Below are 13,698 nucleotides of genomic sequence, written 5' to 3'. Positions count from 1 at the left end.
AGGTGGCTCACATCGGCGATGCGGATCAGGCACATGCGGCGGGTGCCGGGCAGCCTGCTCAGTCGGGTGGCATAGCGGGATCAGGTCTGAGGTGCGCTTGGTGGCCATGATGGCGGCCACGCGTGCAATGGCCCAGCACGTCGACTTCGGAAGCGATGCCGCGAACTGCATCGCTCATCGCTGTGGATTCTTCTACTTTCCGCTTGGCCCGCAACATTCGTTAGGGCAGGCCGGAAGCAGGGAGATTTCGACACGCCTCCCGTTGCTCACATCGCCCGGCCTGTACACGCCAACGTGTTCTTGCACAGGCACCTGATTGAAGTTCGTCTCTTTCAAGGTACGCGCGACCGCATGGAGACGTTCCGCCGCCAGAGATTTGGGGCTACTCTCGCCTTCCTCGGCATAGCCCCCGAGCGTGATGGCCTGTTGCCTCGGGTACTTGATGCGCTGATCGACCATCCAGTTTGCCAGGCGGAGCATTTCGGATGCGGTCACGACACTTGAGTTGGACGCGAAGTAAACGTCGATGTTCTTGCCCGGCATGCACGCATGCGCGCACTGCATCGACAAGAATGCTGACAGCGCAAGAACGATGTTAGCCGCGCTCATAGATCACATACCCCGCAATGCTGTCAGCGTTCTGAAGTGTCAGTTCGGGCCGAGTTTTTGCGAACTTCAAACATTGATGCAGAGCATTTGTCGGCAGGAAGCGATGAGACTCACTCATGCGTGATGGTCCTTGTTTCGTTTCGCCAAAAAACACTTCAATGGGCACGAAGCGCCATCCTTGCGCCTGAAGATGGTTGAATGAAATCAGATGCTTAGATCTTTTCCGCCACCCAATCCCCCGACTTCCCGCCATGCTTCTCCAGCAGCTTCACGTCGCCCATCACCATGCCGCGATCCACCGCCTTGCACATGTCGTAGATGGTCAGCAGCGCCACCTGCACGCCGGTCAGCGCTTCCATTTCCACGCCGGTCTGGCCGTGGGTCTCGGTGCGCACGGTGCAGCGGATGGTGGCGCTGGCCTCGTCCATGGCGTAGTCCACCGCCACCTTGGTGAGCGAGATCGGGTGGCATAGCGGGATCAGGTCAGCGGTGCGCTTGGTGGCCATGATGGCGGCCACGCGCGCAATGCCTAGCACGTCGCCCTTCTTGGCCGTGCCGTCGCGCACCAGCGCAAAGGTGGCGGGCAGCATGGTGATGGTGCCGGTGGCGATGGCCACGCGGTGGCTGTGCGCCTTGGCGCCGACGTCGACCATATGGGCTTGTCCGGCGGAATCGAAATGGGTGAGCTGGCTCATGGCGTGGACCTGGCGGATGCGGGGGAATGAATGCGTGACGGATGCGCTTGCCGCGCATGCCGGGGCAGGGCGTGGCAAGACCGGGCGACGCCCGATGGGAATGGCTTCCGGAGGCCGCTATCATAGCAACATGCGCAAGAACCAAACGCTCGCCGGAGCGCTCTCCTCGCCTGCCCGTCAGGCGCGCCTCATGACTTCCAGGACTCCCGTGGGCTTTGCCCGCCGCTCGCTGGTGGCGCTGGTGGCGCTGACCATCGCGCTGCCGGCCTGGCCCCAGCAGCGCCTGCTGCTCAACGACCCCACGCGTACCGCGGCGCAGGCCGCGGCCGCACCGGGGAGCGATAGCCGCGACGGCAGCGACCAGGTCTACGACAACCTGAACCGCAGCGTGAAGGCGGGGCAGAAATCCGATTTCGGCTTGCGCAGCAACAACACCGTGGTGGAGACCTCCGGCGTGCAGCTGCCCGACCTGGGCGATCCGTCCACCGCGTCGCTCACGCCCGACATGGAGCGGCGCCTGGGCGACCGCATCATGCGCGACATCCGGCGCGACCCGGACTACGTGTCCGATCCGCTGCTGGCCGATTACCTGAACGCGCTTGGCTATCGCCTGGTGCAGGCGGCCCGCCGGCAGAACATCTCCGGCTCCACCGGCGCCGGCACCTTTGCCACGGGGTTCGAGCTGTTTGCGGTGCGCGACCGCACCATCAACGCCTTTGCGTTGCCTGGCGGATATATCGGCGTGCACACCGGCCTGCTGGTGCAATCCGATACCGAGTCCGAGCTGGCCTCGGTGCTGGGCCACGAAATCGGCCACGTGATGCAGCGGCATATCGCGCGCGGCATCACCACGCAGGACCAGTCGATGTGGATCGCGCTGGCCTCGATGGTGCTGGCCGGGCTGGCCGCCACCAAGAGCGGCGACGCGGCCGCGGCGCTGGCCATGGGCGGGCAGGCGGCGGCGGTGTCCAACCAGCTGTCTTTCTCGCGCGGCGCGGAGCGCGAGGCCGACCGGGTCGGCTTCCAGATCATGACCGCTGCCGGGTTTGACCCGCAGGGCATGCCTGACTTCTTCAAGCGGCTGCAGCGCGTGATGGGGATTTCGGAAAGCTCGGTGCCGTCGTATGTGCGCACCCACCCGCTCACCTCGGAGCGCATCGCCGACATGCAGGACCGCGTGAGCCATGTGGCGGTGCGCCACGTGGCGAGCACGCCCGAGTATGAGTTCGCGCGGATGCGCGCCCGCATCCTGCAGGAAACCTCGCCTAGCGATCTGCAGAACGCGCGCGCGGCGCTGCAGACGCAGCTGGCGTCAGCCTCGCCGGTGCGCCTGCCCGCGCTCCACTACGGCATCGCGTTCGCCGAGCAGCGGCTGGGCCGTAACGCCGCGGCCGAGCAGTCGCTGGCCGAAGCCCGCCGCTTGTACGGCACGATCCCGGGCGCTACCTCGGGCAGCCCCATGCTGGATGTGATGGCGATCGAGCTGGCGCGTGCCCAGCGCCGCCAGCAGGACGCGCTGAACCAGGCTGCGGCGTCGATGAAGGCGTTCCCGTTGTCGCACGCGTTGGCGTTGAGCTATGCCGCGACCTTGCTCGACGCCGGCCGCACGGACCAGGCAGTGACCTTCCTGCGCGAGCGCACGCGCGAGGAAATTGCCCGCTCCGAGTGGTGGGACATGCTGGCACGGGCCTACGCCGCGCAGGGCCGGCGCGTACAGCAGCACCAGGCGCTGGCGGAGAAGTACGCCGTGGATGGCGCCTACCAGGCCGCCATCGAGCAGTTGCAGATCGCCCGCAAGGCGGGCGACGGCGATTTCTACACGCTGTCGGAAGTCGATGCGCGGCTGCACCAGCTCGAGCGCCAGTACCGCGAGGAAAAGCAGGACAACAAGGGCATGCCTAACTGACGCCCAGGCTCAGGCCGCCTGCTCAGGCCGCCTGCTCAGGTCGCCTGTTCACCCGCAGGCGGTTGCGGCTGGCGCACGAAGCCGTAGCGCGCCGGCACTTCGTCCTCGGCGATCGGCTCGATCTGCACGTCGGCGCCGTTGAAATGAAACACGCCGAGATTGGCCCCGCAGGCCTCGCCATGCCAGGTGCAGGCGCTGCTAAAGCCATCCAGGTCGTGGTCGTGCAGCAGCGCGGCTTGCAGGCGGCCGCCGCTTTCACCTTCCACCGTGCCCACCAGCACCACGTTGCCGTGCTCGTCCGCATGGCAGCCGTGCAGCGTGAAGGCGCGCTGCGAGGTGGTGTGCAGCTTGCCCTGGTGCAGCCGCACGATCCACGGCGCATAGGCCAGCGACACGAACACGCGCTGCGGGCCGTTCTGGAAATACCAGCCACCGCGTTCGTCGCGCTGGTAGTTGCGCTCGATAAAGGCGATCAGCGCCTCGTGGCGGATCGGGTCGCCGGACAGGCCGTGCTGCTGGGCGTACTCGTTGCGCATGCGCCATTGCCCGCGCCGGTCCAGCGCCAGCCAGCCGTAGCAGTTGGGTACGTTGGGCCAGCGGGCCATGGCTTGCTTGACTGTCTCATCCATCTTCGGTGCCTCCTTGCGGGACCGCCCGTGCCCGGGCATCCCGCTCGCATTCGTTCTGGTGACGCTGAGCCGCGGGTGCGGCCCGAAATTCAATCCACGGCGCTGATCCGATGCGCTAAGCCACGGCGTCGAAGAACCGCAGGATGCGCGCTGGCAGCCACTCGATATGCCCGGCAAAGGGCAGCACCGGCAGCGCGCGCAGCCCATCTTCGCGCGGTGTCATGAAACCGACGTGACCACCGTGCTCGGGCTGCTCCAGCCAGACCTGCGGGCTGACATCAGCGGGGCCCGGCAGGTGGCGCGCCGGCAGGAAGGGATCGTTGCGCGCGTTGAGCACCAGCGTGGGCACTTTGATTTCGCCAAGCACCGGCTTGCTGGAGGCGCGCGCCCAGTAGTCATCGGTATCGCGAAAGCCATGCAGCGGCGCCGTGACGATATTGTCGAAGGCGTACAGGTCCCGGCTGGCGAGCATGGCCTCGCGGTCGAACAGCCGGGGATATTGGCTCAGCTTGGCCAGCGACTTGCGCTTCAGGGTCTGCAGGAACATGCGCGTGTACAGCATGTTGAAGCCTTGCGACAGCGCTGCGCCGCCGCCGGCCAGGTCCAGCGGCGCCGAGACCGATGCCGCCGCGCTGATATGGCCCGCGGCGCTGCCTTGTTCGCCCAGCAAGCGCAGCAGGGCATTGCCGCCGAGCGAAATGCCCACCACCAGCAGCTTGCGCCCGTGGCCGCAGTACTGCCGGTGCAGCCGCTCCAGGATCCAGCGGAGCTCCTCGGCATCGCCCGAATGATAGAAGCGCGGCGCCAGGTTCAGCTCACCCGAGCAGCCACGAAAGTGCGGGATCACGCCCTGCCAGCCGCGCGCCGCCAGCGCATGCATCATGGCCTGCGCGTAATGGCTGCCGGAGTCGCCCTCCAGGCCATGGAACATCACCAGCAGCGGGGTATCGGGCGTGACCGGGTGCGTGGTCCAGTCCAGGTCGACGAAGTCATCGTCCGGGGTGGTCCAGCGCTCGCGCTTGAAGGCCACGCGCGGCGGGCGCTGCGTGAAGCGCGCCGGAATGATGGTCTGGGCGTGGCCGCCGGCGAGCCACCAGGGCATGCGGCGGCCGCCGCCGAACGAGTCGGTGGCGCGGAGGTCGTCCGGCGCGGGCCGGTGGTGCGAAGGCGGAAGCTGGCTCATGCCTGCAAGGCGATAGGCGGTCAAGCGACGCGCGCGTGACTGGCCGGCCAGCCCGTCACGCGCGCGTCCAATCCTAGTGGAGGGCCTGGCCTGGCGCCGTGCTCACGGTCGCGACCTGGGCGGCGTTGGCCGGGCTGCAATGGATGTGCGCTAGGCGCCAGCCCTCGTGGTTCTGCATCAGCACATAGGTGGTGTGCACATAGAGGTCGGCTTCGACGCGGTCGTCGCCAAAGCGCAGGGCTTCGGTCACGTCGAAGATGGCGACGCCCATCGAGGTATGGCTGCTGGTCTCGATCACGTCGATCAGCACCGGCTGTACGTCCAGCAGCTGCGCAAAGGCCTGGCGCAGGTGCTCATGGCCGATCAGGCGCTGGCCGTCCGGCATCACGCAGGTAACCGAGTCCTCATCCAGCCACAGGCGCAGCGCGCCGTCGGCATCGCGTAGCTTCATGGCCTCGCGAAAGGCTTCTACGATGTCTTCGGCGGAATCGAACAGGCGGGCAAAACGAGGCATGGTGGACTGGGCTCAGGGATTCGTTGGCCGGATAAACACGAACGGCGGGTCAGCGCTTCAGGCCCGGTGCAGGAGCTTGCGAAGCTCCACAAACACCATTTCGGGCTCGATGTCCTTCAGGCAGCGCAGGTGGCCAAGCGGGCACTCGCGCTTGAAGCACGGACTGCATTCGAGCTGCAGCCACATGATACTCGCAGCCTGCGACAGCGGGGGTGTATGGCGCGGGTCACTGGAGCCGAACACCGCCACCTGGGGCCGGTTCAGCGCCGCGGTGACGTGCATCAGGCCGGAGTCGTTGCACACGGCGGCTTCCGACATCGCTAGCAGGTCGACGGCATCGTCCAGCGATGTCTGGCCGCACAGGTTGCGCACGAAAGGCGCGGCCTTGACGATCTCGTCGGCGATCTCGGCGTCCTTAGGCGAGCCCAGTGTGACCATTTGCGCATACGGGAACGAGCGCTTGAGCATCTGTGCCAGCTCGGCGAAATGCGCGGCCGGCCAGCGCTTGGCCGGGCCGAACTCCGCGCCCGGGCAGAACGCGATCAGGCGCGTCTGCGGCGCAATGCCAAAGCGCTCCGCAGTCTTGGCCATGCGCACCGGATCGGTCCGCAGGCGCGGCTCGGGCAGGTTCTCCGGCAGGCGGGCGCCGGGCTTGAGCGCCAGCCGCGCGTAGTGCTCCACCATGGGTGGGCGCTGGTCGCGGGGCGGATTGCCGTGGCGGATATTGAGCAGGCCGAAGCGGGCTTCGCCGCGATAGCCGACGCGCAGCGGGATAGCGGCCAGCCAGGGGATCAGCGCGGACTTGAGCGAATTCGGCAGCACATAGGCTGCGTCGTAGCCTTCGTTCTTGAGCTGCTGGGCGAACATCAGGCGGGCCGAGAGCTGCAGCTTGCCGTGCGCCAGCTCGCTGGGGAAGACCTGGTGGATCTCGGGCATGCGGGCCAGCACCGGCGCCACCCATTTAGGGGCGAGGGCGTCGATCTGCAGGCGCGGATGGCGCGCTTTCATGAGGGTGAAGAGCGGCTGCGCCATCAGGGCGTCGCCGATCCAGTTGGGGGCGATGACGAGGGCTTTTTTCATGAATGGGGCGCTGCCGGAAGGGTGGGCGTGGCGCAAGCTGCGCGCGCCACGCACGCCAACGCTCCAGCGCGCCGCAGGGCGGGCCGGAGCATCGGGGTGGTGCGGTCAAGCGTGGGCCGTGTCAGTGGTGACCCTTGATCACGGTGCCGGGCTTGAGCTTGTAGACGGTACCGCAGTACGGGCACTTCACTTCGCCGGTGTCGGTCACGTCGAGGAAGACGCGCGGGTGGTAGTTCCAGGTCGGCGTGTTGCCGGTGGGGCAGTGCAGCGGAAGGTCTTCCGCGCCGATTTCGATCAGGGAGGCGGTTTGCGTCATGGTGTTGCGGGGATGGCTTTCGTTTTTAATCTTGAGTCTTTTGGATGGACTGAAGTATGACTGGTTAAACGGTTAAGCGGTTCGTGATTGCCTGGCGCGCTTTCGGGTCCCGGGGTGGTGTCAGACCACGGTCAGCCAGTGCCTGTATTGTTCATTGGTGCCGCCGACCGCCGAGAAGAAGGCGTCCTGCACGCGCTTGGTCACCGGGCCGCGGCGGCCTTCGCCGATCACGCGGTCGTCGAGCTCGCGGATCGGCGTGACTTCGGCCGCGGTGCCGGTAAAGAAGGCTTCGTCCGAGCAGTACACCTCGTCGCGCGTGATGCGCTTCTCGCGCACCTCGATGCCCAGATCGCGGGCGATGGTGAGGATGGCGTCGCGGGTGATGCCGTCCAGGCACGAGGCCAGGTCAGGCGTATAGATCACACCGTCGCGCACCACGAACACGTTTTCGCCCGAGCCTTCGCTGACGTAGCCTTCGGTATCCAGCAGCAGGGCTTCGTCGTAGCCCATGCTGGTGGCTTCCTGGTTGGCGAGGATCGAGTTGATGTAATAGCCGCTGGCCTTGGCCCGCACCAGCGATACATTGACATGGTGGCGGGTGAAGGAAGACGTCTTGACGCGGATGCCGCGCTCCAGGCCTTCCTCGCCCAGGTAGGCGCCCCACGGCCACGCGGCAATCGCCACGTGGATGGTGTTGCCCCTGGCCGAGACGCCCATTTTTTCCGAGCCGATCCAGACCAGCGGGCGGATGTAGCAGGACTCGAGCTGGTTGGCTTTGACCACCTCGCGTTGCGCGGCCTCCAGCGTGGCCGCGTCGAACGGCATCTGCATCTGGAAGATCTTGGCCGAGTTGAACAGGCGGCGGGTGTGCTCCTTGAGGCGGAAGATCGCGGTGCCGGCCGGCGTCTTGTAGGCACGTACGCCTTCAAACACGCCCATGCCGTAATGCAGGGTATGGGTCAGCACATGGACCTTGGCATCGCGCCATTCGATCAACTTGCCGTCCATCCAGATTTTTCCGTCGCGATCCGCCATCGACATGGTTCACTCCCTGCGCGCCGCCAGCCGTGCAAAAGAGACATTGTAAACCCCGGGACCCCCTGTGCCAACGCGGGCGCGGGCCCGCCGGGGTCTAAAATCGTCACATTGTGTATGCCGCCACTGCCGCCCGTGACCCTGCCGCCGCCGTCTGGACCCTCCGCCTCCCATCGTGAATCGCCAGCCCGCGTGCACGCCAGGCGGCTGCGCGAGATGCTGTTCTCAGGCGCCTCGGAGGCGGCGATCGGCGAAATGCTGGCGCCTTGGGGGCAGGGAGCCGAGCGCGCCGAAATGCTGGTGGAAGCGGCGCTGGCCAGCGGCGACGCCGCGTTGCTGGACCGGGTGGTGCCACCCTGGCGCTGGCGCATCTTGCTGGCGATCCTGGACTGTCTCTATTTCGACTGGGATCCCCGCTTGCAGCCCTACCTGGATTACGGGCTGGCCCGCCACGCCGACGATCCGCAGGCGCTGCCGGTTCCCATTCGCACCGCGCTGGCCGAGGGCCGGCTGTACGCCGGCGAGCGCCCGGCGGCCCTTGCCTTGCTAGCCACGACGGGCGATGCGGGCGGCGATGGCGACGCCCTGCGTGCTTTTGCCCACTTGCAGGAAGGCGCCTGGCCAGCCGCCCAGGCGGGCTTCGAGGCCGCGCTCAAGCGGCTACGGGCTGAAAGCCGTCAGCGTACCGGCTTGTTGCCGCCCTCGCTGGCGCCTTGCTACCCGCTGTCCTTGCTGGCCCAGCGCACGCCGGCCCACCTCGAACAAGCCCGCAGGTTCTGCCAGGCGGAAGCGGGCACGCGCAGCCCGGTGCCGACCGAGCGCTGGGGGCTGTGGTGCCACGTGCTGGCCGTGCACAAGGGGGATGCGCGGCTGGACGAATCCGCGTTCGAATTGCGCCCCGAGGTGCCGCCGCTCGCGCAGTTCTGGCGCGTGCTGCTGCGCGCCTGGCTCGGCGACGTGAAGCAAGCCAGCGGACGGCGCCAGCCGGCGGCCGCCCGCGCCGAGGCCGTTGCGGCTCTGCGTGCGCGCCTGCAAGGCTGCGGCCTGCACTGGTTCGCGCAGCAACTGGACGCCGCGCTGGCGCTGGAAGCGGGCGAGCCGGTGCCGCAGGCTTTCTTTGCCGGCCAGCGCCAGGAAAGCTGGCGGCTCGCGCTCGAAGCGTTGCAGGCCCTGGCGGGCGAGACGCGCGCGCCCGACGGCGCCAGCGCCAGCCGCCTGTTGTGGGCGTTGACCATCGACGCCGACGGCGCGGTCGGCACCATCGAGCCGCTGGAGCAGCAGCGCGGAGCGCGCGGCTGGAGCAAGCCGCGCCCCGTGCCGCTGGCCCGCCTTGCCGAAGACGACCGGCTGGAGCCGTGGGACGCCCGTGTCGCCCGGGCGGTGCGCCGCGACCAGTCCTATCACCGCCGCTACGTGCTCGATCGCGCCGCCGCCATGCTGGCGCTGGTCGGGCATCCGGGCGTGGTGCTGGCGCAGGCGCCCGAGCAGACGCTGGAAGTGGTGGAGGGCGCCCCCACGCTGGAAGTGGTGCGCCAGGGCGCCCGCTACACCTTGCGGGTCTCGCCCCCGGTGCGCGAGGCTCCGGCGATGGACAGCTTTCTGCCCGCCGGCAGCCGCGCGGACGCCGATGCCTTGCGCCAGATCACCGTGCTGCGCGAAGGCTCGCAGCGCCTGCGCGTGATTCGCCTCACGCCCGCGCAGCAGGGCGCGGCGCAACTGATCGCTGATGGGCTGGCGGTGCCGGCCGAGGCCCATGCGCAGCTTGACGCCACGCTGCGCGCGCTGTCCGGTCATTTCCAGGTGCACTCCGACCACGACGGCAGCGCCCGCGAGCTCGAGACCGAGAGCCGGCTGCGCGCCGAGTTGTCCCCGCTGGGCGAAGGCCTTTCGCTGCGCCTGGTGGTGACGCCGCTGGGCCCCCTTGGGCCACGGCTGGCCCCGGGCAGCGGGCGCGAGCGGCTGATGGCGGCGGTCAAAGGGGAGAGCCTGGCCACGGTGCGCGACCTCAAGGCTGAGTTGGCGAGCGTGGCGGAAGTGTTCGACGCGCTGCCCTTCCTGGTGCCGCGCTCGCCCGAAAGCGGCGAATACGACTGGACCCTGGCCGACCCGGAGGAAGCGTTGTCGGCGGTCGAGCAGTTGCCCGGGCTGCCCGCCGTGCTGGCGGTGGAATGGCCCCGGGGCAAGGAAATCCGCGTGGTGGGCGCCGACATCCCGCAACTGGCGGTGCATATCGAAACCGAAAGCGAATGGTTCAAGCTGGTCGGCGAACTGGGCGTGGCCGAGGGGCTGGTGCTGCAGCTCGGCCAGTTGCTGGCCTGGGCCGGCAGCCATGCCGGGCGCTTCATGCCGATGGGGCAGGGCGTGTACGTGGCGCTCACGCGCAGCCTGCGCGCCAGGCTGCGCGACCTGGCCAGCGTGGCGCACAACGTGCCCGATGGCATCAAGGTGCCGCTGATGGCGGCGCCCTGGCTGGACGACGTGCTGGCCGGCGCCGGCATCGACCCCGACCAGCATTTCCGCCAGCGCGTGGCGCGGCTGCGCCGGGCGCGCAACAGCGACGCCGTGCTGCCGGCCAACCTGGCCGCGCAACTGCGGCCCTACCAGGAAGACGGCTACCGCTGGGCCATGTCGCTCGCCGAGGCCGGCTTCGGCGCCTGCCTGGCCGATGACATGGGGCTGGGCAAGACGCTGCAGGCGCTCGCCGTGATGCTGGCGCGCGCTGACGGCGGCGCCGCGCTGGTGATCGCGCCGACCTCCGTGTGCGGCAACTGGGCCGAAGAGGCAAGGCGCTTCGCGCCGACGCTGCGCGTGCACATCTATGCCGAGGGCGAGCGCGCGGCCTTGCTGGAACAGGCCGGCCCGCATGACGTGGTGATCGTCTCGTACACGCTGCTGCTGCAGGCGCGCGACGCCTTCTGCCAGCGCGAGTGGCACACGGTGGTGGCCGATGAAGCGCAGGCGTTCAAGAACGCCGCCACCAAACGCTCGCAGGCGGTGTTCGAGCTGCGGGCCGATTTCCGCATGGCGCTGTCGGGCACGCCGGTGGAAAACCGGCTGGCCGAGCTGTGGTCGATCATGCGCTTTTGCAACCCCGGCCTGCTCGGCTCGCTGGTCCGCTTCAACGAGCACTTCGCCGTGCCGATCGAGCGCAATGGCGTGCGCGAGGCGGCCCAGCGACTGCGCCGCATGATCGCGCCGTTCGTGCTGCGCCGGACCAAGGCCCAGGTGCTGGACGAACTGCCGCCGCGCACCGAGCTGGTGTTGCGCATCGAGCAGGACCCGATCGAGGCGGCCCACTACGAAGCGCTGCGCCGCCAGGCCCTCGCCGAAGCCGAGGCCGTGGTCAAAGGCCCGAAGGCCCGCAAGACCGCCACTGGCCAGCCCGCCGCCGAGGCGCGCATCCATGTGCTGGCGCAACTCATGCGGATGCGGCGCGCCGCCTGCGACGCGCGCCTGGTCACGCCCGAGCTGCAACTGGAACTCGGGCAGGCGGGCGCCAAGGTGCGCGCCTTCGTGCAACTGGCAGGCGAGCTGGCCGCCAACGGGCACAAGACGCTGGTCTTCAGCCAGTTCGTCGACTTCCTGCAACTGCTGCGCCAGGGGCTAGACGAGGCCGGCCTAGCCTGGCAGTACCTTGACGGCGCCACGCCGGCGGCCGAGCGCACGCGGCGCGTGGCGGCGTTCCAGGCCGGCGAGGGCGATGTCTTCCTGATCAGCCTGAAGGCCGGCGGCTTCGGCCTCAACCTGACGGCCGCCGACTACGTGATCATCGCCGACCCCTGGTGGAACCCGGCCGCGGAGGACCAGGCCATGGGCCGCGCCCACCGCATCGGGCAGCAGCGCCCCGTGACCGTCTACCGGCTGATCAGCGCGGGCACCATCGAGGAACGCATCCTCACGCTGCATCACGGCAAGCGCGCGCTGGCCGATGGCATCCTGGAAGCGGGCGAGGACGGCGGGGCCGGCTTTATCGGCACGGCGGCGGCGCTGCCGGACATCGATGAACTGGTGGGGCTGTTGCGCAGCTAGGGGTGCAAGGGGCGCCTTCGCCTTTCACCTGTGCGGACGGCGGCGGGACCCCGGTCCATGTCTGCTTATACCAACATGGCATACCTTCAAGCGAACTCCATCGTTGGTAATGCGGCGGATCGTTGGTATCTTGCTGTTTTGGCCCGGGGCGCCAGACCCCGGCCGGCAGCCCCGACCCGCATTCCTTTTTTTCGACGGTACCCCCATGTTCCGCACTGCTACCCGCCGCATCTCGTCCGCTTTCCAGTCCCGTTCGTTCCGTGCTTCCCGCCTGGCAGCCGGCCTTGGCTTGCTGGCCGCGCTAGGCACGCTGGCCGCACCGGCCCGCGCGCAGGACCCGGCCTGGCCGACCCAGCCGATCACCATCCTGATGGGCTTTACCGCCGGTTCCGGCGTGGACATGGTGGGACGCACGCTGCAGGAATCGCTGCAGAAGTCGCTCAAGGCCACCATCATCTATGACTACCGCCCCGGCGCCGGTGGCAATGTCGCCTCCGAAGTGGTGGCCCATGCCAAGCCCGACGGCTACACGCTGCTGCTCGGCACCGCCGCCACCCACGGCATCAACCCGGCCCTGTACAAGAGCCTGCCGTTCGACGCCGAAGCCGATTTCACGCCCGTCGCGCCGCTGGTGGAAGTCTCCAACGTGCTGACCGTGAACCCCGCCGTGATCGACGTGAAGTCGGTCAAGGAGTTCATCGAGAAGGTCAAGGCCAACCCCGGCAAGTACAACTACGCGTCGACCGGCAACGGCACCGGCACGCACCTGGCCTTCGCCGAATTCAACGCGCGCGCCGGCCTGGATATGGTCCATGTGCCGTACAAGGGCGGCCCCGATGCGCTGCAAGCCGTGCTCAAGGGCGAGGTCTGCTGCATTTTTAATCAGGTGCAGAGCGTGCTGCCGCAGTATCGCGCCGGCAAGGTGCGGCTGCTTGGCGTGACCACCAAGAACCGTGTGGCGGTGATTCCCGAAGTGCCGACGATCGCCGAGAGCGGGTTGCCCGGCTTCAACAGCACCATCTGGTTTGGCTTCTTCGGCCCCAAGGGGCTGGATCCCAAGATCAGCAAGAAGATCAACGATGCGGTCAAGGTCGCGCTGGAAACGCCGGCGATCCGGCAGAAACTGATCGAGGCGGGGAATTCGCCGCGGATCGAGACGGTTGAACAGTTCCGGACTACTGTGAAGGCGGATCGGCAGAAGTGGGCGGGGGTGGTTAGGAGTGTTGGGGCGTCTATTGATTGATAAGTTGTTGGCTGTTGGCTGTTGGGCGCAAGGGCAGAACCGTTGGATCTTGCTGTTTGATTTGGCTTTGATTTGCTGCGGCGTTGGTTGTTGAACCCAAGAGCCATACGACATCCCCCTGCGGGGGCTGCCGGTCACTTTTCTTTGACCGGCAAAGAAAACTAACGAAAAGAAAGCCGCCCTGCCGGGGGCAGAGCAATCAGGCTTATGTGGGGCAGTGGATGCGTCGTACGGCCCGGAGTGTTGGCTGGCCTTTGCCATATCGGCTTGGAGGGCATCGAAACTGCATGACCCAATGGTCACGTGGTGGTGCCCCTGATCGCTTTGCTCGGTGCGCGTTCGGGCATCTGCCGTTCGCGGTGCGCAGCGCCACGATCCTGCCTGCCTTGGTGGTTTCGTGGTTTTGTCTCTGACGGCGGGCGCCCTGCCATTTGATGCCCTGCCATACCGGCGCGAGCG

Annotated in this window: 11 protein-coding genes and 1 pseudogene; 3 read left to right on the top strand and 9 right to left on the bottom strand. The window is 67.8% G+C overall.

Features of this window, described 5'->3' with window-relative positions; all coding sequences use genetic code 11:
• Positions 1-63: 63 nt before the first annotated feature.
• From AC1DQR_RS31855 to moaC, 3 genes and pseudogenes are all read right to left on the bottom strand, one after another.
• A pseudogene (locus tag AC1DQR_RS31855) lies at positions 64-132 on the bottom strand (cyclic pyranopterin monophosphate synthase MoaC); the annotation flags it as partial.
• Positions 133-192: 60 nt separating this feature from the next.
• Entirely contained in the window at positions 193-609 is a 417-nt protein-coding gene (locus tag AC1DQR_RS31850) for a hypothetical protein (protein ID WP_416047666.1), read from the bottom strand.
• A gap of 212 nt (positions 610-821) precedes the next feature.
• A complete protein-coding gene (moaC, locus tag AC1DQR_RS31845; RefSeq protein ID WP_416047667.1) occupies positions 822-1,304 on the bottom strand; it encodes a cyclic pyranopterin monophosphate synthase MoaC in 483 nt (160 codons plus the stop codon).
• A 190-nt stretch (positions 1,305-1,494) separates the two neighbouring features.
• On the opposite strand from moaC, the gene AC1DQR_RS31840 reads away from it, so the two are divergent.
• Positions 1,495-3,210, top strand: coding sequence for a beta-barrel assembly-enhancing protease (locus tag AC1DQR_RS31840; RefSeq protein ID WP_477134429.1), 1,716 nt, complete (start codon positions 1,495-1,497; stop codon positions 3,208-3,210).
• 35 nt (positions 3,211-3,245) lie between these two features.
• On the opposite strand, the gene AC1DQR_RS31835 is transcribed toward AC1DQR_RS31840, so the two are convergent.
• From AC1DQR_RS31835 to AC1DQR_RS31810, 6 genes are all read right to left on the bottom strand, one after another.
• Positions 3,246-3,839: a DUF2946 family protein gene (locus AC1DQR_RS31835; RefSeq protein ID WP_416047669.1), complete on the bottom strand. Its 594-nt coding sequence runs from the start codon at positions 3,837-3,839 to the stop codon at positions 3,246-3,248.
• 115 nt (positions 3,840-3,954) lie between these two features.
• The gene (locus AC1DQR_RS31830; protein WP_477134428.1) at positions 3,955-5,022 is read right to left on the bottom strand and encodes a YheT family hydrolase; all 1,068 of its coding nucleotides are present in this window, start codon (positions 5,020-5,022) and stop codon (positions 3,955-3,957) included.
• Between the two features lie 73 nt (positions 5,023-5,095).
• Positions 5,096-5,536, bottom strand: coding sequence for a YybH family protein (locus tag AC1DQR_RS31825; RefSeq protein ID WP_150991864.1), 441 nt, complete (start codon positions 5,534-5,536; stop codon positions 5,096-5,098).
• A 57-nt stretch (positions 5,537-5,593) separates the two neighbouring features.
• Positions 5,594-6,616: a lipopolysaccharide heptosyltransferase II gene (waaF, locus tag AC1DQR_RS31820; RefSeq protein WP_183034520.1), complete on the bottom strand. Its 1,023-nt coding sequence runs from the start codon at positions 6,614-6,616 to the stop codon at positions 5,594-5,596.
• Positions 6,617-6,737: 121 nt separating this feature from the next.
• Positions 6,738-6,932, bottom strand: coding sequence for a zinc-finger domain-containing protein (locus tag AC1DQR_RS31815; protein WP_006158072.1), 195 nt, complete (start codon positions 6,930-6,932; stop codon positions 6,738-6,740).
• A 120-nt stretch (positions 6,933-7,052) separates the two neighbouring features.
• On the bottom strand, positions 7,053-7,973 hold the full coding sequence (locus tag AC1DQR_RS31810; RefSeq protein WP_477134427.1) for a branched-chain amino acid transaminase: 921 nt from the start codon (positions 7,971-7,973) through the stop codon (positions 7,053-7,055).
• Positions 7,974-8,183: 210 nt separating this feature from the next.
• Here AC1DQR_RS31810 and AC1DQR_RS31805 point away from each other — a divergent pair, with 210 nt between their 5' ends.
• Positions 8,184-11,996 (top strand): SNF2-related protein, encoded by a 3,813-nt coding sequence (locus AC1DQR_RS31805; protein ID WP_477134426.1) that lies wholly within the window; start codon positions 8,184-8,186, stop codon positions 11,994-11,996.
• Positions 11,997-12,201: 205 nt separating this feature from the next.
• Entirely contained in the window at positions 12,202-13,239 is a 1,038-nt protein-coding gene (locus AC1DQR_RS31800; RefSeq protein WP_477134425.1) for a Bug family tripartite tricarboxylate transporter substrate binding protein, read from the top strand.
• Positions 13,240-13,698: the final 459 nt, after the last annotated feature.

The organism is Cupriavidus sp. 05L411 (genome assembly GCF_056398045.1).
The sequence above is the reverse complement of the archived record's forward strand: the minus strand, read 5'-3'. Positions and strand labels throughout refer to the sequence as shown.